The organism is Bacteroides mediterraneensis, assembly GCF_900128455.1.
Taxonomy (GTDB): Bacteria; Bacteroidota; Bacteroidia; order Bacteroidales; family Bacteroidaceae; genus Phocaeicola; species Phocaeicola mediterraneensis.
Window position 1 is genome coordinate 406609 of sequence record NZ_LT635783.1, and the last position, 22499, is coordinate 429107.

The following is a 22499-nucleotide window of genomic DNA, read 5'->3' on the forward strand; positions in this document are numbered from 1 at the left end:
ATATTTATTGAGGAAATATATTTAATATGAGAACATACTACGTATATGTGCTGCTGCTTGCCGCCGGAATGTGGGCAGGCTGCGGCGAGAAGAAAGACGACACTTCCGGAAAGGAAAAGGAAGGAGTGGAAACGGTTCTGCCCTCACAGGCGAACGAGGTGACGGTCATGACGCTGAAGAGGACCACGTTCAACCATGAGCTGGTGAGCAACGGCAAGGTGACGGCCTCACAGTATGCCGACCTCTCGTTCCGCCTCACATCGGAGCCGGTGGCGCACATCTATGTGAAGAACGGCGATGCGGTGAAGAAAGGACAGAAGATAGCCGAACTCGACCTGTTCACCCTGGAGAACAGCCTGGAGAAGGCGGAGATAGCCCTGCGCCAGTCGGAACTGGAAATGAAGGATGTGCTGATAGGTCAGGGGTATTCACCGGACCGTATGCAGGAAATCCCCAAAGACATAGTACGGCTTGCCGAGGTGAAGAGCGGCTACGGCCAGAGCCGTGCGGCATACGAGCTGGCAAAGTTCGAGCTGGAGCAGGCGGTGATCACCGCACCGTTCGACGGGGTGGTGGCCAATCTGGAGACGCGGGGTTTCAACCGTCCGGACGGTACGAAGCCCTTCTGCCGCGTGATAGGAAGCGGGGGCATGGAGGTGGCCTTCAAGGTGCTGGAGAGCGAGCTGCCGCTTGTCAGGCGGGGAGACCGGGTGGAGGTGGCCCTGTTTGCCGGGACAGCCGGGGCATGCAGCGGTACGGTGTCGGAAATCAACCCGCTGGTGGACGAAAACGGGCTGGTGAGCGTAAGGGCCAGGGTGAACGGCGGTGCAAGACTGTTCGACGGCATGAACGTGCGTGTAAGCGTGAAACGCTCCGTTCCCGGCCAGCTTGTGGTGCCGAAGACGGCGGTGGTGCTGCGCACGGGCAAGCAGGTGGTGTTTACCCTGAAGGACGGCAGGGCGGTGTGGAACTATGTGACCACCGGACTGGAGAACATGACCGAATATACCGTGACAGGCGAGGGCATGGAGGAAGGGGCACAGGTCATCGTGACCGGAAACGTGAACCTTGCGCATGAGGCTCCTGTAAAAGTGATACATTAAAACATGTCCGTACTATGGTAAGATTTCTGATAAAAAGACCGATAGCGGTACTCATGGCTTTCACCGCCTGCTTCATCGTGGGGCTGGTGACTTACTTCTCGCTGCCCGTATCGCTGCTTCCGGACATAGACATTCCGCAGATCACCGTGCAGGTGAGCGGGGAGAACTCGTCGGCCCGCGAGCTGGAGAACACGATGGTGGCTCCTTTGAGAAGGCAGCTCATGCAGGTGTCGGGGCTCAGCGAGATGCGGAGCGAGACGCGCGACGGTTCGGGCATCATCCGCCTGTCGTTCGGTTTCGGCACGGATACCGACCTGGCCTTCATCGAGGTGAACGAGAAGATTGACGCGGCCATGAACAGCCTGCCCAGGGATGCGGCAAGGCCGAAGGCCGTCAAGGCGAGCGCGACGGACATCCCGGTGTTCTACCTGAACATGACGCTGAGGAAGGATGTGCCTTACCGGGAAACGGACGGGAATGCCTTCCTGGAGATGTGCACGCTGGCGGAGAACGTGGTGAAGCGGCGCATCGAACAGCTGCCGCAGGTGGCCATGGCCGACATGACGGGGGTGCCGCAGAAGATGCTGCGCATCGTGCCGGATATGGGCAGGATGGAGAGCCTGGGCCTGGGCATTGCCGACCTGGAGGCCATCCTCTCGTCGAACAACGTGGAGCCGGGGAGCATGCTGGTGCGCGACGGGTATTATGAATACAACATCCGCATCGCCTCCATCCTCCGTACGCCGGAGGACGTGCGGCAGATCTGGTTCAACCGCAACGGACAGGTGAGGCAGCTGGGGGACATCTGCGACGTGCAGACGGTTACCTGCAACGAGACGGGGCGCTCGCTGGCAGGAGGAAAGCGGGCGGTGACGCTGGCCATCATCAAGCAGGGCGAGGAGAACATGGACAACCTGCGCCGTGAGCTGAAGGAGACCACGGACTATTTCACAAGGATATATCCCGACATTGAGTTCAGCATCAGCCGGAACCAGACGGAGCTGCTGGACTATACCATATCGAACCTGCAGCAGAACTTCACGCTGGGCTTCCTGTTCATCTTCATCGTGGCGGTGTTCTTCATCGGCGACGTGCGTTCGCCGCTGGTCATCGGCATCACCATGATTGCCTCGGTGGTGATCACGTTCTTCTTTTTCTACCTCTGCCGGGTCTCGCTCAACGTGATCTCGCTTTCGGGACTGATCCTGGCGGTGGGCATGATGATTGACAATGCCATCATCGTGACGGAGAACGTGTCGCAGTACCGTGAGAAGGGGTATTCGCTGAAGCGTGCGGCCGTGGCGGGAACCTCGGAGATGATCACGCCGATGCTGAGCTCGTCGCTCACCACCATCGCGGTGTTCGTGCCGCTGGTGTTCATGAGCGGGATAGCCGGGGCCATCTTCATGGACGAGGCGTTTTCCATCACGTCGGGACTGATGGTGTCGTATTTTACGGGCATCATGCTGCTGCCCGTGCTGTATGTGCTGTTCTACCGTACGGGTATCAGGAAGCACAACTGGTTTACCGCCAACTTTAAGAACCTGCTGAAGAACGAATGGCTGACACGGTTCTATGATGCGGGCATTGAGTGGGTGTTTGCACATAAGACTGTTACCATGTTTCTTGCCATCGTATCGCTGCCGCTGTGTGTGCTGATGTTCATGGTGATTGACAAGGAGCGTATGCCGGAGATTGACCAGAACGAGGTGGTGGTGGGCATTGAATGGAACGAGAACATCCATGTGGACGAGAACAACCGCAGGGTGAACGCCATGCTGGCCCTGGCCGATTCGCTGGTGGTGGAGCATACGGCCTACGTGGGCATGCAGGACTATCTGCTGGGCACGGAGAACGAACTTTCCACTTCCGAGGCGGAACTGTATTTCCGGACGGCTGAGCCGGAGCAGATTCCGGTACTGACCGGACTGCTGGAAAAGGCCGTCCGGAAGGATTACCCTGCGGCTGTGGTGACTTTCTCGCCGCCGGTGACCATCTTCGAGAAACTTTTCGTCACGGGGGAACCCGACCTGGTGGCGCAGCTCCGCAGGGCCGACCGCGCATCGGTTCCGGAGGCGGGGGAAGTGCGGGCCATAGAGGATGCCATGGCCAGGGAGACCGGCTGTGCGCCCGAGGGCACGCCTTTCCGCAGCCAGCTGGACCTGGAGGTGGACCGCAGCCGCCTGCTCCTGTACAATGTGGACTATGACGAGGTGGTGAGGGTGCTCCGTACGGCCCTGAAGGACAACCAGGTCTCTACCCTGCGTTCGTACCAGCAGTATCTGCCCATCGGCATCGCCGGAAGGGAGATGAGCGTGAACCGCATCCTGGCGGAGACGCTGGTGGAGACCCGGACGGACGTGGCTTCGGGAGATAGGAACTACATTCCGCTGCGCGAGCTGGTGCGCATCGTTCCCGGAGAGGACCTGAAGGAGATCACCGCCGGACGCAACGGGGAGTACATCCCGGTGAACTTCTATGAGGTGAAGGATGTGCCGCAGGTGATGGACGGCATACGCAGGGCGGTCGACGGTGACAGCCGCTGGGAGGTGTCGTTCGGCGGAAGCTTCTTCTCGAACAGGAAGATGATGGGAGAGCTGACGGTGATCNTGCAGGACTATCTGCTGGGCACGGAGAACGAACTTTCCACTTCCGAGGCGGAACTGTATTTCCGGACGGCTGAGCCGGAGCAGATTCCGGTACTGACCGGACTGCTGGAAAAGGCCGTCCGGAAGGATTACCCTGCGGCTGTGGTGACTTTCTCGCCGCCGGTGACCATCTTCGAGAAACTTTTCGTCACGGGGGAACCCGACCTGGTGGCGCAGCTCCGCAGGGCCGACCGCGCATCGGTTCCGGAGGCGGGGGAAGTGCGGGCCATAGAGGATGCCATGGCCAGGGAGACCGGCTGTGCGCCCGAGGGCACGCCTTTCCGCAGCCAGCTGGACCTGGAGGTGGACCGCAGCCGCCTGCTCCTGTACAATGTGGACTATGACGAGGTGGTGAGGGTGCTCCGTACGGCCCTGAAGGACAACCAGGTCTCTACCCTGCGTTCGTACCAGCAGTATCTGCCCATCGGCATCGCCGGAAGGGAGATGAGCGTGAACCGCATCCTGGCGGAGACGCTGGTGGAGACCCGGACGGACGTGGCTTCGGGAGATAGGAACTACATTCCGCTGCGCGAGCTGGTGCGCATCGTTCCCGGAGAGGACCTGAAGGAGATCACCGCCGGACGCAACGGGGAGTACATCCCGGTGAACTTCTATGAGGTGAAGGATGTGCCGCAGGTGATGGACGGCATACGCAGGGCGGTCGACGGTGACAGCCGCTGGGAGGTGTCGTTCGGCGGAAGCTTCTTCTCGAACAGGAAGATGATGGGAGAGCTGACGGTGATCCTGTTCATCTCGGTGCTGCTGATGTATTTCATCCTCTGCGCCCAGTTTGAGAGCTTCCTGCAGCCGCTGATCGTGCTGGCGGAGATTCCGATGGACATCGCCTTCGGACTGGTGCTGCTGTGGGCCACGGGGCATACCATGAACCTGATGTCGGCCATCGGCATCATCGTTTCCTGCGGTATCGTGGTGAACGACTCCATCCTGAAGCTGGACTCCATCAACGAGCTGCGCAGGGAAGGCATGCCGCTGCTGGAGGCCATCCATACGGCAGGTCACCGGAGGCTGAGGGCCATCATCATGACGACGCTGACCACGGTGTTCGCCATGGTGCCCCTGCTCTTCACGTCCGACCTGGGTTCGGAGATGCAGCGTCCGCTTTCGGTGGCGATGATCGGCACCATGATGGTGGGCCTCGTCATCAGCCTTTTTGTAATCCCTCTTATTTACTGGTTTATCTATAGAAAACATGAAGTCAAGAAGATTTAGCATACTGTTCCTGCTGCTGCTCTGCGCGGCGGGAATGAGGGCCCAGCGTGTGCTGCGGCTGGATTTGAAGGAGACCATCACGATGGCCAACGACAGCTCGCTGTCGGCCTTCCGTTATCAGAACATGTACCTGTCGGGCTACTGGGAGTACCGCAGCTACAAGGCGGCGCGCCTGCCGAGCCTCACGCTGAACATGACCCCGGCGCAGTATTACCGCTACATCACGCAGCGTTACGACTCGCAGGAGAATGTCGACGTGTACCGCGAGCAGCAGATGCTGAGCGCCAGCGCGGGGCTGAGCGTGGCGCAGAACTTCGACCTGCTGGGCGGTACGTTCTATGTGGACACGCAGCTGGACTACATGCGGAACTTCGGCGACACGAAGTCGACGCAGTTTTCCAGTATCCCTTTCCGTATAGGCTACCAGCAGGAACTGCTGGGCTTCAATGCCTTCCGCTGGGACCGGAAGATAGAGCCTTTGAAGTTCGAGAAGGTGAAGAAGCAGTATCTCTACAATGCAGAGAGCGTGTCGGAAGAGGCGGTAAGCTATTTCTTTACCCTTGCCATGGCGCAGGCCGATTATGAGCTGGCGCGGGACAATGTGGCCACCACCGATACGCTGTATGCCGTCGGGGAGCAGCGCCAGAAGATTGCGGCCATCTCACAGGCCGACCTGCTGACGCTGAAGCTGGACAAGGTGAACGCGCGCAACACGCTGAAGAATGCGGAGATAACGCGCAAGCGTGCGATGTCGGCCCTGGCCACCTTCCTGAACCTGGACCGCAACGCGTACATCGAGCTGGAGCTTCCGTCGCGTCCGCGGTATGTTGACGTGCCGGCCGACCGGGCCATGGTGCTGGCGCGGGAGAACAATCCGACGTACCTGGAACAGCGCCAGAACGTGCTGGAGGCGGAGCGTGAGGTGGACCGCACGAGGAAGGAGTCGCGCTTCAATGCCAGCTTCAATGCCAGCGTGGGCTTCAACCAGGTGGCCGACAACTTCAGTGCGGCGTACCGGAACCTGCTTCAGCAGGACCTGGTGTCGTTCACGGTTTCCATTCCGCTGGTAGACTGGGGCGTGAGAAAGGGCAAGTACAACATGGCCAGGAACAACCTGAACGTGGTCAAGATTGCCGCCCGTCAGGAAGAGATCAGCCTGGAGGAGGACGTGATGATGACGGTGAGTGACTTCAACGTGCAGCAGGACCTGATAGCCAGCGCCTCGGAGGCGCTCGACCTGGCGGAGCTGGCCTACGACCAGACGCGCAGGCGTTTCATCATCGGCAAGTCGGACATCAGCAGACTGACGCTGGCCCTGAACCGCCAGCAGGAGGCGCGGAAGAACTACATACAGGCGCTCCAGAACTACTGGCTGAACTACTACAAGATCCGCAAGCTCACGCTGCACGACTTTGAGACGGGCATGTCGCTTTCCGACCGTTTTGATTTTGAGAACCGTTTGAGATGAAGGGGCCATGAGCAGGAAAGAGAAAACAGAAGGCCGGCCGCTGGTCTGGTCGTCGTTCACCCTGATAGTGACGTTCGTGTGCCTGTCACTGGTGGGACTGGCACTGGCACCTCTGCTGCCGGTGAAGCTCTCGCCTTCGCGCGACATGCCGGGGCTGTCGGTGTCGTTCTCCATGCCGGGCAATTCGGCCCGGGTGGTGGAGACGGAGGTCACCAGCCGTCTGGAGGGCATGCTGGCCCGGGTGAACGGCATCCGTAGCATCAGTTCCACTTCCGACAACGGGGGTGGGCGCATCGACATGGAGCTGGACCGCCATGCGGATATCGGGGTGACCCGCTTTGAGGTGTCCACCCTTATCCGGCAGTTGTGGGCACAGCTTCCTGAAGGGGTGAGCTATCCGCTCATCTCCACGCAGCGGAGCGACGAAAACGCCTCGCGTCCTTTCATGACCTACACGCTGAACGCTCCCGCCACGCCCATCGTGATACAGAAGTACGGCGAGGAGCACATCAAGCCGCTGGTTGCGGCATTGGACGGAGTGTATAAGGTGGAGCTGAGCGGTGCCACGCCCATGGAGTGGCGCATCGTGTACGACAATGTGCAGCTGGAGCGCATCGGGGTGGGGGTGCAGGATATCCTGACCGCCATTGAGGAGAGGTACGGCCGGGAGTTTCTGGGGATTTGTGAGCTGGAGACGGCCCGCGGGACGGAATGGATACGGCTGGTGCGTACCACCGAAGGCAGTCCGGAGGGGTTTGTCCCTTCGGAGATTGCGGTGAAGGCGGCCGACGGGAGCATGGTGCCGCTGGACCGGCTGGTCAGGGTGACGCGCACGGAGGAGGAACCCACATCGTACTACCGCATCAACGGGCTGAACTCGGTGTATCTGTCCGTCACCGCCTCGGAAACGGCCAACCAGCTGGCCCTGGCGGAGAAGGTCAGGAAGGTGATAGCCGAAGCGGAGGCCGTGATGCCGGCCGGATACGAAATCCATACGGGCTATGATGCCACGGAATACATCTCGAAGGAGCTGGACACGATTTATTTCCGTACGGGAATCACCGTGCTGATCCTGTTGCTGTTCGTGGCGGTGATTACGCGCAACCTGCGGTATCTTTTCCTGATAGTGGCCGGGCTGGCGGTGAACATTGCCGTGGCCGTCATCCTGTATTATGCGCTGGGGCTGGAAATCCAGCTTTATTCGCTGGCGGGCATCACCATCTCGCTGAACCTGGTGATAGACAACATCATCGTCATGACCGACCATATTCTGAGAAGGCGCAACCTGAGGGCGTTCATGTCGGTGCTGGCGGCCACGCTGACCACCATCGGGGCGCTGGTCATCATCTTCTTCCTCGACGAGAAGATACGCCTGAACCTGCAGGACTTTGCGGCGGTGGTGATTGTCAACCTGGGCATCTCGCTGCTGGTGGCCCTGTTCTTCGTGCCTCCGATGATAGAGAAAATCGGTCTGCAAAGGGGAAAGCCGGCGCATCCGCGGCTGTGGGTGAAGCGGGGGGCCGTGCATTTCACCCGCTTTTACCGGGGGATGGTCGTGCTGCTGAGCCGCTATCGGGCGGTCGCCTTCCTTCTGCTGGTGCTCGGTTTCGGACTTCCGGTGTTCATGCTTCCGGAGAAGATAGAGGACGCGGAGCAGAAGGGGGCATGGGCAGAGTGGTATAATAAGATTTTCGACAATACGACCTGCCGGGAAGACATCAAGCCTGTAGTGGACAAGGTGCTGGGCGGTTCTCTCCGTCTCTTTGCCGAGAAGGTGTACGATGGTAGCTACTTCAACCGTGACGAGAGTGAGGTGGTGCTGTATATCAACGCCACCCTGCCCAACGGCAGTACGCTGGAGCAGATGAACGTGCTGATTAAGAAGATGGAGACCTACCTGAGCGGGTTCAAGGAGATACGCCAGTTCCAGACATCGGTGTACAATGCGCGCCGGGCGAGCATCCAGGTGTTCTTCAAGAAGGAGTACAGCCATACGGGCTTTCCCTATGTGCTGAAGTCGGACGTGGTGAGCAAGTCGCTGACCCTGGGCGGGGGAAGCTGGAGCGTGTACGGATTGCAGGACCAGGGCTTCAGCAACGACGTGCGGGAGAGTGCCGGCAGCTTCCGCGTGAAGATGTACGGCTACAACTACGACGAGCTGGGCCGCTGGGCGGAGGAGATGAAGAAGCTGCTGCTTTCCCACCGCCGCATCAAGGAGGTGACCGTCAGTTCGGAGTTCTCGTGGTGGAAGGACGACTATACGGAGTTCTATCTGGAGTTTGACAAGCGCAGGATGGCGGAGGAGAACCTGACGGCCTACGACCTGTTTGCGGTGCTGCGTCCGGTATTCATGCGCGACCAGCTGGCGGGCAGCATCCTTTACGACAACGGCGTGGAGTATCTGCGGCTGTCGTCCGCCCAGAGCCGGGACTATGATGTATGGGCTTTCATGTCGGTGCCGTTCCTGGTGAAGGGCAAGCAGTACAAGCTCTCCGACCTGGCCGTGCTGGCGAAGGGGCAGGCCCCGAAACAGGTGGCCAAGGAGAACCAGCAGTACAGGCTCTGCCTGCAATATGAGTACATCGGCTCGTCGGAACAGGGCAAGAAACTGCTGGAGAAGGACATCGAGACCCTCCGGAAGCGCCTTCCGATGGGGTATACCGTGGAGAGTGACAGTGCCTACTGGAGCTGGGGGAAGGAAGACCACAGCCAGTATTTCCTGCTGCTGATTGTCATTTCCATCATCTTCTTCATTTCGGCCATCCTCTTCAACTCGCTGAGCCAGCCGCTGGCCATCATCTTCGTGATTCCGGTGTCGTATATCGGCGTGTTCCTCACGTTCTATCTGTTCGGCCTGAACTTCGACCAGGGAGGTTTCGCTTCCTTCGTGCTGTTGTGCGGCATTACGGTGAACGCAAGCATCTACATCCTGAACGAGTATAATGCCATCCGCAGGAATTTTCCGGGACTGTCACCGCTGAGGGCCTATACCAAGGCATGGAACGTGAAGGTCATTCCCATCTTCCTGACGGTGATGTCGACCATCCTCGGTTTCGTGCCGTTCATGATAGGCGAGAAGACCCCGTTCTGGTTCCCGCTGGCCGCCGGAACCATCGGCGGACTGGTGATGTCGGTGATCGGTATCTTTATCTATCTGCCGGTATTGAGTGTGTCGGGTACGATTCGGAAAACCATACGGAGAAAAAGGAAATAGTATCAAATATAAGTTTTATTGTTTGTAAAAGAAAAAACCGCTGAATAACTGTATTCAGCGGTTTTCATGATTTTTCGTTGTTAAAAGTGGTGCCAACGGGAATCGAACCAGTGACACAAGGATTTTCAGTCCTTTGCTCTACCAACTGAGCTATGGCACCGTGGTTTTGCGTGTGCAAAGATAGGTCAAAAACTTGAATCTCCAAAATAATCGGGGCGAAAAAGAGAAAAAATAATTTTTTATGAAAAAAAAACCGTTTTTCTTTTGCAGGTATTAAAATTATATCTACCTTTGCAACCGCAAACGACAAACAAACGTTGCAATCGGAATGTAGCGCAGTTGGTAGCGCACTACGTTCGGGACGTAGGGGTCGGGCGTTCGAGTCGCCTCATTCCGACGAAAAGCGGCAGATGATTTCTATCATTTGCCGCTTTTTCATACTACTCTCTCCTGTATAAATAATTCGGTTATTATTTTGTGTGACATGAGATTATTTATATCTTTGCAAGTGATTGGATGAAAAAGGTGGAGGGGCGATTAAGCTCCTTTTTTTGTTCTTAATAGTTAATACATGATAGATAAAAACGTTGTAGCTCGGATTGTAGAGGAGTGGCTGGCAGACAAAAGCTATTTCCTGGTCGACGTGAATGTGAGCCCCGATGACAAGATTGTAGTGGAAATCGACCACGCAGAGGGCGTGTGGATAGACGACTGTGTGGAACTGAGTCGTTACATCGAGTCAAAATTAAGTCGTGAAGAAGAAGATTACGAACTGGAGGTCGGTTCTGCGGGAATCGGTCAGCCGTTCAAGGTCCTGCAGCAGTATCTGGCCCATGTGGGATGTGAGGTCGAAGTGATGGACAAGTCCGGCAAGAAATGGACCGGCGTGCTGACGGATGCCAATGAAGAGAACTTTACCCTTACGGTAGAGGTGAAGGTAAAACCGGAAGGAGCCAAACGTCCGAAGCTGGTGGAACAGAATGTAACTTTTACGTATGATGAGATAAAATACACCAAATACTTAATTAGCTTTAAATAATTATGGCCAAAAAAGAAGAAACAGTCAGCTTGATTGACACATTCTCGGAATTTAAGGAGTTGAAGAATATTGACCGCACCACCATGGTGAGCGTGTTGGAAGAATCATTCCGCAGCGTGATTGCGAAGATGTTCGGTACAGATGAAAACTATGATGTGATTGTAAATCCGGATAAGGGGGACTTTGAAATCTGGCGTAACCGTGAAGTGGTGGCAGATGACGAACTGACGAATCCCAACCTGCAGATTGCTCTGTCGGAAGCACGTAAGATTGATGCATCATACGAGGTGGGTGAGGAAGTGACCGATGAAGTGATTTTTGAGAAATTCGGCCGCCGCGCGATTCTGAATCTTCGCCAGACACTGGCTTCGAAGATTCTGGAACTGGAAAAAGACAGCTTGTACAACAAATATATTGATAAAGTGGGTACCGTCATCAGTGCGGAAGTTTATCAGATATGGAAGAAGGAAATCCTGTTGCTGGACGATGAAGGTAACGAACTGCTGTTGCCGAAGACAGAACAGATTCCGAGCGATTTCTACCGGAAGGGAGAAACAGCCCGTGCTGTGGTAGCCCGTGTGGACAACAAGAACAACAATCCGAAGATTATTTTGAGCCGTACTTCTCCGGTGTTCCTGCAGCGCTTGTTCGAACAGGAAGTACCTGAAATCAACGACGGGCTGATTACCATCAAGAAAATTGCCCGTATCCCGGGTGAACGTGCCAAGATTGCCGTAGAGTCATACGACGAACGGATTGATCCGGTAGGTGCTTGTGTAGGTGTGAAGGGTTCCCGTATTCATGGTATCGTCCGTGAACTGCGTAACGAAAATATCGATGTCATTAACTATACATCCAATACGCAGCTGTTTATCCAGCGTGCCTTGAGCCCGGCTAAAGTTTCTTCCATCGTTATGCACGAGGATGAAAAGAGAGCTGAAGTTTATCTGAAGCCGGAAGAAGTGTCTTTGGCCATTGGTAAAGGCGGATTGAACATCAAGTTGGCCAGCATGCTGACAGAATACACGATTGACGTATATCGTGAACTGGGCGAGGATGCAGGTACCGACGAGGATATCTACTTGGATGAGTTCAAGGATGAAATCGATGAGTGGGTTATCAATGCTATCAAGGGTATCGGCATCGATACAGCGAAGGGGGTATTGAATGCTCCGCGTGAGATGTTGATTGAAAAGGCAGACCTTGAAGAAAATACGGTGGACGATGTCCTGAGAATTTTAAAAGCAGAGTTTGAGGAATAACGCTTTGAAGCGGTAAACAGAGGAGAATGAATTTCATTCTCGTCTGCTTATTTATCTGTGACTGATATAATATTTCCCCTGAACTCTATTAAAATGTGATGAATTATGACTATAAGATTGAATAAAGTAACAAGAGATTTGAATGTCGGAATAACCACGGTGGTAGACTTTTTGCAGAAAAAAGGCTATACGGTCGAGGCTAATCCAAATACCAAAATTACCGAGGAACAGTATGCTGTGCTGGTGAAAGAGTTCAGCAAGGACAAAGATTTGAAAATAGAGTCGGAGAAAATTATTCAGGAGCGGCAAAATAAAGACCGAAACAAGGCTTCTGTTTCTATCGAAGATATCCACCCGGAACTGAAAAAAACGGAGGTGATAGAGACAGTGGTTCCGGATGATGTGCGCCCTAAATTCAAGCCTGTAGGAAAGATAGACTTGGATACCCTGAAGAGAAAAAAGAAACCGGCTGTGGTTGAGCCTGCTGAAGTTCCTGCCGCGCAGGAAGGGCCAGCTAAGCCAGAACCTGAAAATAAAGAACCTGAGGTAGAGAAAGTGGAAAAGGTGGAAACGGTGGAAGTTCCCACCCCCCAGCAACCTCAGCAAGTAGAAAAAGAAGAAACGAAACAGCCGGAGATAAAGGCAGAAGAATTGAAATCAGCGCCGATGGAAGAAGAAAAAAAACAACAATCCGTTCAGGAAAATAAAGAAGACGAAGTTTTTAAAATTCGCCCGACAGAATTTAAATCAAAGATTAATGTAGTAGGCCAAATCGATTTGGCTGCATTGAACCAGTCAACCCGCCCGAAGAAGAAATCGAAGGAGGAGAAGAAGAAAGAGAGAGAGGAAAAGGATAAGTTGCGCCAGGAACAGCGCAAGCAAATGAAAGATGCCATTATCAAGGAAATCCGGAAAAGTGATGATAAAACAGACAAGGGTGGCCTGAACGATGAGGCTTCGAAAAAGAAAAAACGTAACCGGATCAACAAGGAACGTGTAGACATCAACAATGCTTCGGCCAATGTAGGTGGTGCTCCACGCAATGAGAAGGGTGGCAAGTCGAACCAGAACCAGTCACAAGGCGGAAAGCATAACAAGGACCGTTTCAAGAAACCGGTGGTAAAACAGGAGGTCAGCGATGAGGATGTAGCTAAACAGGTGAAGGAAACGCTTGCCCGCCTGACCAACAAAGGAAAGAACAAGGCTGCCAAGTACCGTAAGGAAAAACGTGAGAATATCCAGAACCGCCAGCTGGAACAGGAAGAATTGGAACAGGAAGAAAGCAAGGTATTGAAGCTGACGGAATTCGTGACGGCCAACGAGCTGGCCAATATGATGGACGTACCTGTTACGCAAGTTATCTCTACTTGTATGAGCGTGGGTATCATGGTGTCTATCAACCAGCGTCTGGATGCGGAAACCATCAACCTGGTAGCCGAAGAATTTGGATTTAAGACAGAATATGTGAGCGCCGAAGTGGCACAGGCCGTAGAAGAAGAGGCCGATGCCGAAGAAGACTTGCAGCCGCGTGCACCGATTGTGACGGTGATGGGACATGTAGACCACGGTAAGACTTCTTTGCTGGACTACATCCGTAAGGCGAATGTAATTGCCGGTGAAGCCGGTGGTATTACCCAGCATATCGGTGCCTATAACGTGAAACTGGAAGACGGACGTCGTATCACTTTCTTGGATACGCCGGGACACGAAGCCTTTACGGCCATGCGTGCCCGTGGTGCGAAGGTGACCGACGTGGTAATCATTATCGTAGCTGCCGATGACAACGTGATGCCGCAGACCAAGGAGGCCATCAATCATGCCATGGCGGCAGGTGTACCTATCGTGTTTGCCATCAATAAAATTGATAAACCGAATGCCAATCCGGACCGAATCAAGGAAGAACTGGCTGCCATGAACTTCCTGGTGGAAGAATGGGGCGGAAAGTATCAGTCACAGGATATCTCGGCAAAGAAGGGTACGGGTGTACACGAATTGCTGGAAAAAGTGTTGCTGGAAGCCGAAATGCTGGATTTGAAAGCTAATCCGAACCGGAAGGCTACAGGTTCCATCATTGAATCTTCTTTGGACAAGGGACGTGGTTATGTGGCTACCGTGCTGGTTTCCAACGGAACCTTGCATGTAGGCGATATTGTGCTGGCCGGAACTTCATACGGTAAGGTAAAGGCGATGTTCAACGAACGTAACCAGCGTATGAAAGAGGCCGGTCCTTCTGAACCGGTGCTGATTCTGGGATTGAACGGTGCGCCGGCTGCGGGTGATACATTCCATGTATTGGATACGGAACAGGAAGCCCGTGAAATTGCCAACAAGCGTGAACAGCTGCAGCGTGAACAGGGCTTGCGTACCCAGAAGATGCTGACCCTTGACGAAGTGGGCCGCCGTCTGGCACTGGGCGACTTCCACGAACTGAATGTCATTGTGAAAGGTGACGTGGACGGTTCTGTAGAAGCCTTGAGCGATTCGTTGATCAAACTGTCTACCGAACAGATTCAGGTGAATGTCATCCACAAAGGCGTGGGACAGATTTCCGAATCGGATGTGTCACTGGCTGCCGCTTCCAATGCCATTATCGTAGGTTTCCAGGTTCGTCCGTCAGGAAACGCCGCGAAACTGGCTGAACAGGAAGGTGTGGACATCCGCAAGTATTCTATTATTTACGATGCGATTGAAGAAGTGAAATCGGCCATGGAAGGTATGCTGGCCCCGACTTTGAAGGAACAGGTGACTGCTACCATCGAAGTACGCGAAGTGTTCAACATCAGCAAGGTGGGTATGGTAGCCGGTGCGGTAGTAAAGACCGGAAAGGTGAAACGTACAGACAAGGCCCGCTTGATTCGCGACGGTATCGTCATCTTTACGGGTTCAATCAATGCCCTGAAACGTTTCAAGGACGATGTGAAGGAAGTGGGTACCAATTTTGAATGCGGTATCAGTCTGACAAACTGCAACGACTTGAAGGTAGGTGATGTGATTGAAACATACGAAGAAGTGGAAGTAAAGCAGACATTGTAAAGACATAGCGTCTGACCATTGTTTGGGTGCAAATAAATACATTTGTCATTCAGAGCAAAGCGAAGAATCTTGTATTCACCCATCAGTCATGGGCACAAGTTCTTCGCTTTGTTTGTTGATTTACACGTAGGGATGGAGACACTCGATTGGATAATTGTAGCCGTGCTGGCCGTGGGAGCCGTTTCAGGATTTATGAAGGGCTTTTTCAAGCAACTGGCTTCCATTGTGGGACTCGTGGCCGGATTGCTGGTGGCACGTGCCTTGTTTGCCGGTTTGGGCGAGCAGCTGGCGGTGAAGGTAGGAACTTCCGTGACTTTCGGGAAGATACTGGCCTTCCTGCTGATAGGACTTGTGGTGCCGCTGGTGTTGTCTCTGTTTGCTTCGGCATTGACCAGGATAGTGGATTGGGCAAGGCTGGGTTTTGTCAACCGCTGGCTGGGTGCCGCACTTGGGGTGCTTAAATATGCCCTGATAGTCAGCCTGGTCATTCATTTTATCGATTTTGCAGACTCTAAAGATAACTTAATACATTCAACCACTAAAAGGAGTTCATTGTTATATTATCCGATAAAGGATTTTTCGGGCTTCTTTTATCCGGTGATAGAAAACCTAAGAGAGAAATTTATAGAAACAGATAATAATCAAATTTGATATGCAATTAGAACCCAACAAATATGTGAAGGAACTGACGCAGGAGAAGTACAAATATGGCTTCACTACGGACGTACACACAGATATCATAGAGAAGGGACTGAACGAGGAGGTCGTGCGGCTGATTTCTTCCAAAAAGGGAGAGCCCGACTGGCTGCTGGAGTTCCGATTGAAGGCGTTCCGCTACTGGCAGACGCTGGAAATGCCTACATGGGCACATTTGAATATTCCGGAGATAGATTATCAGGCCATTTCATATTATGCAGATCCGACGAAGAAGAAAGACGGGCCCAAAAGCTTGGATGAAGTGGATCCGGAACTGTTGAAGACTTTCGACAAACTGGGTATTCCGTTGGAGGAACGTATGGCCCTGAGTGGTATGGCCGTGGATGCGGTCATGGACTCGGTGTCTGTAAAGACAACCTTCAAGGAAACGCTGATGGAAAAAGGCATTATTTTCTGCTCTATCAGTGAAGCGGTGCGTGAACACCCGGATTTGGTGAAGAAATACCTGGGCTCGGTGGTGGGCTATCGGGACAACTTCTTTGCCGCATTGAATTCGGCGGTGTTCAGTGACGGATCGTTCGTGTACATCCCGAAAGGGGTACGTTGTCCGATGGAGCTGTCCACTTATTTCCGTATCAATGCAGCCAATACGGGGCAGTTTGAGCGTACCCTGATTGTGGCCGACGATGACAGTTACGTGTCCTATCTGGAAGGCTGTACGGCACCGATGCGTGACGAGAACCAGCTCCATGCTGCTATCGTGGAGATTGTGGTGCTCGACCGTGCGGAAGTGAAATATTCAACCGTGCAGAACTGGTATCCGGGGGATGCGGAAGGCAAGGGAGGTGTGTATAACTTTGTGACCAAGCGAGGCAACTGCAAAGGGGTAGACAGCAAACTTTCCTGGACGCAGGTGGAAACGGGTTCCGCCATTACGTGGAAATATCCGAGCTGTATCTTAAGCGGGGATAATTCTACGGCAGAGTTCTATTCCGTGGCCGTGACCAACAACTATCAGCAGGCCGATACGGGTACCAAGATGATTCACCTGGGTAAGAATACCCGTTCTACGATTGTGAGCAAGGGTATCAGTGCCGGAAAGAGCCAGAACTCTTACCGGGGTCTGGTGCGTGTGGCCGAAAAGGCAGACAATGCCCGAAACTACAGCCAGTGTGATTCTTTGCTGCTGGGAAGCCAGTGCGGGGCACATACCTTCCCTTATATGGACATTCACAATGAAACGGCGGTGGTAGAGCATGAGGCAACCACGTCGAAGATTTCCGAAGACCAGATTTTCTATTGCAACCAGCGAGGAATCACTACGGAAGATGCCGTGGGGCTGATTGTGAACGGCTATGCAAAGGAAGTGCTCAACAAATTGCCGATGGAGTTTGCCGTAGAGGCGCAGAAATTGCTGTCTGTATCGTTGGAAGGCAGTGTGGGATAAATATAAAATTAAAGTATTATGTTAGAGATAAAGAATTTACATGCCAGCATCAATGGCAAAGAGATATTGAAAGGAATTAACCTGACCGTGAAGTCGGGAGAAGTTCATGCGATTATGGGACCGAACGGTTCAGGAAAGAGTACGTTGAGCAATGTCCTGGTGGGACATCCGGCTTACGAAGTTACAAAAGGTTCGGTGACTTTCGATGGCAAGGATTTGCTGGCCTTGAGTCCGGCTGACCGCAGCCACGAAGGATTGTTCCTGTCATTCCAGTATCCGGTGGAGATTCCGGGTGTCAGCATGGTGAACTTCATGCGTGCAGCTGTCAATGAGCAGCGGAAATATAAAGGACTGCCGGCGCTGACTGCCAGCGAGTTCCTGAAACTGATGCGCCAGAAAAGAGAAATCGTAGAACTGGACAGCAAGCTGGCCAACCGTTCCGTGAATGAAGGTTTCTCAGGTGGAGAGAAGAAGCGGAATGAGATTTTCCAGATGGCTATGCTGGAGCCGAAGCTGAGTATCCTGGATGAAACGGACTCCGGACTGGACATCGATGCCCTGCGCATTGTAGCCGAAGGAGTGAACAAGTTGAAAACGCCGGAAACCAGCTGCATCGTGATTACACATTATCAGCGTCTGCTCGACTACATCAAGCCGGATATCGTGCATGTGCTGTACAAGGGACGTATCGTGAAAACGGCAGGTCCTGAACTGGCACTGGAACTGGAGGAAAAAGGTTACGATTGGATTAAGAAAGAACTGGGAGAATAAGCATGAAAGCAGAACAGCAATATATAGATCTTTTCACGCAGTGCGAGGCGATGATTTGCCGGCAGAGTGCGGAAGTGTTGAACGCACCGCGCGCCAAGGCTTTCGCCGATTTTGAACGGCTGGGTTTCCCCACTCGCAAGCAGGAAAAGTATAAATATACGGAAGTAGGCAAGTATTTTGCCCCGGACTATGGGTTGAACCTGAACCGGCTGGAGTTCCCGGTTAATCCGTATGAAGTGTTCAAGTGTGATGTGCCCAACATGAGTACGTCGCTCTATTTCGTGGTGAACGATACGTTTGACAAGCATGTGCATCCTTCCGCCCAGTTGCCGGAGGGGGTCTGCTTTGGCAGTTTGAAGGATTTGGCTGCACAGCATCCGGAACTGGTGAAAAAGTATTACGGAAAGCTGGCGGATACGTCGAAAGATGCGCTGGCTGCCTTCAATACCATGTTCGCTCAGGATGGTGTGTTTATGTATGTGCCGAAAAACGTAGTAGTGGAACGCCCGATACAGCTGGTGAACATCCTGCGTGCGGACGTGGACTTTATGGTGAACCGCCGGGTACTGATTATCTTGGAAGAAGGTGCACAGGCCAAGTTGCTGGTGTGTGATCATGCGATGGATGACGTGAATTTCCTGTCTACTCAAGTGGTGGAAGTCTTTGCCGGAGAAAATTCAGTGTTCGACCTGTATGAGCTGGAAGAAACTCATAACAGTACGGTGCGCTTCAGCAACCTGTATGTACATCAGGAGGCCGGAAGCAATGTGTTGTTGAACGGGATGACCCTGCACAACGGAACCACCCGCAATACGACGGAAGTTACACTGGCCGGAAAGGGAGCGGAAATCAACTTGTGCGGAATGGCCATTGCCGACGCGAATGAGCAGGTGGATAACAATACTTTCATCGACCACAAGGTGTCCGACTGTACCAGCAATGAGCTGTTTAAATATGTACTTGATGACCAGGCCGTAGGCGCATTTGCCGGTAAAGTGCTGGTGCGTGAAGGTGCGCAGCATACTTCTTCCCAGCAGACCAATCGGAACCTGTGTGCTACCCGTGAAGCACGTATGTATACTCAGCCACAGCTGGAGATTTATGCCGACGATGTGAAATGCTCGCATGGAGCTACGGTAGGTCAGCTGGATGAGAACGCCTTATTCTACATGCAGCAGCGAGGCATCAGTCTGAAAGAAGCCCGCCTGTTGCTGATGTTTGCGTTTGTGAACGAGGTGATAGACCATATCCGTATGGATGCGTTGAAAGATCGCCTGCATCTGTTGGTAGAGAAACGCTTCCGTGGAGAACTGAACAAATGTCAGGGTTGTGCCATCTGTAAGTAAATAGAAGGAACAGACGATTTTAGTTATATTTAAGCGAGAATTTATGCAGTACGATGTCAACAAGATAAGGGAAGATTTCCCCATCCTTTCACGGACCGTGTATGGAAAGCCGCTGATTTATCTGGATAACGGAGCCACTACCCAGAAACCTCGTTGTGTGGTGGAATCCATTACAGATGAATATTATTCGGTGAATGCCAACGTGCATCGTGGGGTACATTTCCTTTCCCAGCAGGCCACGAACCTGCATGAGGCTTCGCGCGAGACCGTGCGTAAGTTCATCCATGCGCGCAGCACCTCGGAGATTGTCTTTACGCGTGGAACGACCGAGAGCATCAATCTGGTGGCTTCTTCCTTTGTGGACAGCCAGATGAATGAAGGCGACGAGGTGATTGTTTCAGTCATGGAGCATCACAGCAACATCGTTTCATGGCAGCTTCAGGCAGCCCGGAAGGGGATTGTGCTGAAAGTGATTCCGATGAACGACCGTGGTGAACTGCTGTTGGATGAATACAAGAAGCTTTTCTCGGAAAAGACGAAGCTAGTTTCTGTGGCGCATGTATCGAATGTGCTGGGTACTATCAATCCGGTGAAGGAAATCATCGACTTTGCCCATTCACAGGGGGTTCCTGTGCTGGTGGACGGTGCACAGAGTATTCCCCACATGACAGTGGACGTGCAGGCGCTGGATGCCGATTTTTATGTGTTCAGCGGACATAAGGTGTATGGCCCTACGGGCATTGGGGTACTCTATGGAAAGGAAGCGTGGCTGGAGAAACTGCCTCCTTATCAGGGAGGAGGGGAGATGATTAAGAACGTGTCGTTTGAAAAGACGACTTTTAATGAGCTTCCGTTCAAGTTTGAGGCAGGTACACCCGACTATATAGGTTCTACGGCATTGGCAAAAGCGTTGGATTATGTGTCGGCCATCGGCATGGACCATATTGCAGCCTATGAGCACGAACTGACCCAGTATGCAATGAAACGCTTGAAGGAAATCCCGGGCATGCGGATTTTTGGAGAAGCGGAGCAGAAAGGTGGTGTCATTTCATTCCTGGTGGGTGACATCCATCATTTTGATATGGGTACGCTGCTCGACCGTTTGGGGATTGCCGTACGTACCGGACATCACTGTGCGGAACCGTTGATGCATAGATTAGGCATTGAAGGCACCGTACGTGCTTCTTTCGGTTTGTATAATACTAAAGAAGAAGTAGATGCTCTGGTGACAGGCATTCAGCGTGTGAGCCAGATGTTTGCTTGAGTGAAGAACTCTTGAGTGAAAAAATAAACTCTCCCGGCTGGTTTTCTTGGAAAGGAAAATCGGTCGGGAGAGTTTTTTATGTGGGTCGGTCAGCAGACAGCCATCGTGGCTTTTGCCAGCCATTCTTTTTGTTCCTGAGGCAGGAACGGAGACAATGATGTGTACACTTGCTGGTGATAGCTGTTCAACCATTCCTTCTCTTCCGGGCTGAGTAATTCCGGCAAGAGCGGCTTGAGGTCGATCGGACATAGGGTGAGCGGTTCGAATTTGTAGAACTCACCAAATTCAGTCGTCTGGTCTTTGACTATCAGCATGGTGTTTTCTGTACGTACTCCGTAGTGTCCGGCTTTGTACACGCCCGGTTCGTTGGTCACTGTCATTCCCGGCAGGAGCAGGGCCGGCATGTGGTTCATGCGGAACTGATGAGGCCCTTCGTGTACGTTGAGGAAATGCCCTACTCCATGCCCCGTTCCGTGTCCGTAGTTCATACCTGCCTTCCAAATGAACTGACGAGCCAGCACATCTAATTGCGTGCCGCAAGTGCCATACGGGAAGTGTGCCATGGAAAGCTGGATGAATCCTTTCAAAATCAAGGTATAGTCTTTTTTCTGGTCTTCAGTGACAGGACCCAGGGAGATGGTACGGGTGATATCCGTGGTTCCGTCTAAGTATTGCGCTCCGCTGTCGAGCAACAAGAATCCTTCCGGCTGTAGCGTGGCGGCTGTTTCTTCTGTCGCTTCATAATGTACGATGGCTCCGTGTGCCTGATAGCCGGCAATCGTATCGAAACTGATGCCCTTGAAATCTTTCTGGGCCGCGCGGAAAGCATACAGTTTCCGGTCGATGGTGATTTCGGTTTCTTTTCCGCTCTTTACCGCTTCTTCCAGCCAGTAAAGGAAATTCACCATGGCCACACCGTCGCGGAGCATAGCCTGATGGAAACCGGCAATCTCGGTCTCATTTTTGATGGCTTTCATGTATAAAACCGGGGAATCATGGAGCAGAACTTTGCTGTGACGGCTGGCTGCCTGATATAATGCATAATTGGTAGAACCGGACAGTTGCAGGTTCTCTTCTTTATATTCTTCCAGGTCTTTGGCCACGCGGGAGTAGTCTTTGACCTGAATTTGATTTTCAGTCAGGTAGCTGCGGGTCTCTGCTGTCAGCTTGTCGGGATGAATATAGAGGGTAGCAGCATCAGCCGTAATCAACAGATAGCCGACGAAGACCGGGTTGCAATGCACGTCCGTACCTCTCACGTTCAAGACCCAAGCAATTTCATCCAAGGCTGAAATCAACAGACCTTTTGCTCCATTTTCTTTCAGCACTTGTTTTATCCGGTCGATTTTCTGCCCGCATGGCTCACCGCTGTATTCCAGAGGAAGAATAAAAGGAGGGTCGAGGGGCAGGGAAGGACGGTCTTTCCATAATGTATGGAACGGGTCGTCCACGGTTACCAGTTCCAACCCGTATGATTGAAGAGCCTTTTTCAGTTGCATGGCTTCGGAAATGCTGTTAACCCATCCGTCAATACCGACCTTATCGCCTGCTTTCAATACACTTCCCAGCCATTCGGCGATGGTAGGTGTTTCCGGCAGTCGGTCTTTAAATAAGGTAAGACCGCTTCCTTGAAGTTGATCGGCCGCTTGTAGAAAATAACGGGAGTCAGTCCACAATCCGCCGTCGGAGAGGGTGATGACTGCAGTACCGGCGGAACCTGTGAAGCCGGATATCCATTTCCGGCTTTCCCAATGTGCCGGCACATACTCGCCCGAATGAGGGTCAGTACTGGGGACGATAAAGGCAGAGACTCCTTCCGCAATCATTTGTTTGCGTAAGGCATCAATTCTTTCAGCTATAAGATTCATGATGTAAATGAATTAAATAAAAAGTATAAACCTATCAGGCAAAAATAATAAATCTGTCAGAAAGGGCCGCTTCAGTGTGTTCTTATCTTTGTTTTTTGAATAAAATATACTGGAAAGTTTTGTAAATAAAGAAAGTATGTGTAATTTTG

13 protein-coding genes and 2 tRNA genes are annotated in these 22499 nt (G+C 52.9%); 13 read left to right on the forward strand and 2 right to left on the reverse strand.

The features are described 5' to 3' along the window. The first annotated feature begins 26 nt into the window (after nt 1-26). From BQ7480_RS01680 to BQ7480_RS01700, 4 genes are all read left to right on the forward strand, one after another. Nucleotides 27-1103, forward strand: coding sequence for an efflux RND transporter periplasmic adaptor subunit (locus BQ7480_RS01680; RefSeq protein WP_072541468.1), 1077 nt, complete (start codon nt 27-29; stop codon nt 1101-1103). A 14-nt stretch (nt 1104-1117) separates the two neighbouring features. Further along, a complete protein-coding gene (locus BQ7480_RS01685) occupies nt 1118-4981 on the forward strand; it encodes an efflux RND transporter permease subunit (protein WP_235816622.1) in 3864 nt (1287 codons plus the stop codon). Then, a complete protein-coding gene (locus BQ7480_RS01695; RefSeq protein ID WP_072541469.1) occupies nt 4962-6449 on the forward strand; it encodes a TolC family protein in 1488 nt (495 codons plus the stop codon). Before BQ7480_RS01685 ends, BQ7480_RS01695 begins: the two co-directional genes overlap by 20 nt. Nucleotides 6450-6456: 7 nt before the next feature. Beyond that, a complete protein-coding gene (locus tag BQ7480_RS01700; RefSeq protein WP_072541470.1) occupies nt 6457-9663 on the forward strand; it encodes an efflux RND transporter permease subunit in 3207 nt (1068 codons plus the stop codon). Between the two features lie 87 nt (nt 9664-9750). Here the strand turns inward: BQ7480_RS01700 and BQ7480_RS01705 are convergent. Next, a tRNA-Phe gene (locus BQ7480_RS01705) sits at nt 9751-9823 on the reverse strand. A 164-nt stretch (nt 9824-9987) separates the two neighbouring features. Between BQ7480_RS01705 and BQ7480_RS01710 the strand changes: the two genes are divergently transcribed. The 9 genes from BQ7480_RS01710 to BQ7480_RS01750 all read left to right on the forward strand — a co-directional run bounded on the left by BQ7480_RS01710 (nt 9988) and on the right by BQ7480_RS01750 (nt 20482). Then, a tRNA-Pro gene (locus BQ7480_RS01710) sits at nt 9988-10060 on the forward strand. A 174-nt stretch (nt 10061-10234) separates the two neighbouring features. Continuing rightward, a complete protein-coding gene (rimP, locus tag BQ7480_RS01715; protein WP_072541471.1) occupies nt 10235-10702 on the forward strand; it encodes a ribosome assembly cofactor RimP in 468 nt (155 codons plus the stop codon). A 2-nt stretch (nt 10703-10704) separates the two neighbouring features. Beyond that, nucleotides 10705-11964: a transcription termination factor NusA gene (gene nusA / locus BQ7480_RS01720; protein WP_072541472.1), complete on the forward strand. Its 1260-nt coding sequence runs from the start codon at nt 10705-10707 to the stop codon at nt 11962-11964. 105 nt (nt 11965-12069) lie between these two features. Further along, on the forward strand, nt 12070-14997 hold the full coding sequence (gene infB, locus BQ7480_RS01725; protein WP_072541473.1) for a translation initiation factor IF-2: 2928 nt from the start codon (nt 12070-12072) through the stop codon (nt 14995-14997). A gap of 132 nt (nt 14998-15129) precedes the next feature. Further along, entirely contained in the window at nt 15130-15648 is a 519-nt protein-coding gene (locus BQ7480_RS01730; protein ID WP_072541474.1) for a CvpA family protein, read from the forward strand. Nucleotide 15649: 1 nt separating this feature from the next. Then, nucleotides 15650-17101 carry a Fe-S cluster assembly protein SufB gene (gene sufB, locus BQ7480_RS01735; RefSeq protein WP_072541475.1) on the forward strand — a complete coding sequence of 484 codons (1452 nt, stop codon included), beginning with the start codon at nt 15650-15652 and terminating at the stop codon, nt 17099-17101. A gap of 18 nt (nt 17102-17119) precedes the next feature. Further along, entirely contained in the window at nt 17120-17872 is a 753-nt protein-coding gene (gene sufC / locus BQ7480_RS01740) for a Fe-S cluster assembly ATPase SufC (protein WP_022353307.1), read from the forward strand. 2 nt (nt 17873-17874) lie between these two features. After that, complete coding sequence (sufD, locus tag BQ7480_RS01745) at nt 17875-19218, forward strand: Fe-S cluster assembly protein SufD (RefSeq protein WP_072541476.1); 1344 nt, start codon at nt 17875-17877, stop codon at nt 19216-19218. A 43-nt stretch (nt 19219-19261) separates the two neighbouring features. Beyond that, nucleotides 19262-20482 carry an aminotransferase class V-fold PLP-dependent enzyme gene (locus tag BQ7480_RS01750; RefSeq protein ID WP_072541477.1) on the forward strand — a complete coding sequence of 407 codons (1221 nt, stop codon included), beginning with the start codon at nt 19262-19264 and terminating at the stop codon, nt 20480-20482. 89 nt (nt 20483-20571) lie between these two features. Here BQ7480_RS01750 and BQ7480_RS01755 read toward each other — a convergent pair whose 3' ends face one another. Beyond that, complete coding sequence (locus BQ7480_RS01755) at nt 20572-22353, reverse strand: aminopeptidase P family protein (RefSeq protein ID WP_072541478.1); 1782 nt, start codon at nt 22351-22353, stop codon at nt 20572-20574. Nucleotides 22354-22499 lie beyond the last annotated feature (146 nt).

What these genes read in the sequence shown, in the direction of transcription:
- BQ7480_RS01700 (WP_072541470.1), top strand. Translation starts at nt 6,457, where the DNA reads ATGAGCAGGAAAGAGAAAACAGAAGGCCGGCCGCTGGTCTGGTCGTCG.
- infB (WP_072541473.1), top strand. Translation starts at nt 12,070, where the DNA reads ATGACTATAAGATTGAATAAAGTAACAAGAGATTTGAATGTCGGAATA.
- BQ7480_RS01695 (WP_072541469.1), top strand. Translation starts at nt 4,962, where the DNA reads ATGAAGTCAAGAAGATTTAGCATACTGTTCCTGCTGCTGCTCTGCGCG.
- sufC (WP_022353307.1), top strand. Translation starts at nt 17,120, where the DNA reads ATGTTAGAGATAAAGAATTTACATGCCAGCATCAATGGCAAAGAGATA.
- sufB (WP_072541475.1), top strand. Translation starts at nt 15,650, where the DNA reads ATGCAATTAGAACCCAACAAATATGTGAAGGAACTGACGCAGGAGAAG.
- sufD (WP_072541476.1), top strand. Translation starts at nt 17,875, where the DNA reads ATGAAAGCAGAACAGCAATATATAGATCTTTTCACGCAGTGCGAGGCG.
- rimP (WP_072541471.1), top strand. Translation starts at nt 10,235, where the DNA reads ATGATAGATAAAAACGTTGTAGCTCGGATTGTAGAGGAGTGGCTGGCA.
- BQ7480_RS01730 (WP_072541474.1), top strand. Translation starts at nt 15,130, where the DNA reads ATGGAGACACTCGATTGGATAATTGTAGCCGTGCTGGCCGTGGGAGCC.
- BQ7480_RS01750 (WP_072541477.1), top strand. Translation starts at nt 19,262, where the DNA reads ATGCAGTACGATGTCAACAAGATAAGGGAAGATTTCCCCATCCTTTCA.
- BQ7480_RS01680 (WP_072541468.1), top strand. Translation starts at nt 27, where the DNA reads ATGAGAACATACTACGTATATGTGCTGCTGCTTGCCGCCGGAATGTGG.
- nusA (WP_072541472.1), top strand. Translation starts at nt 10,705, where the DNA reads ATGGCCAAAAAAGAAGAAACAGTCAGCTTGATTGACACATTCTCGGAA.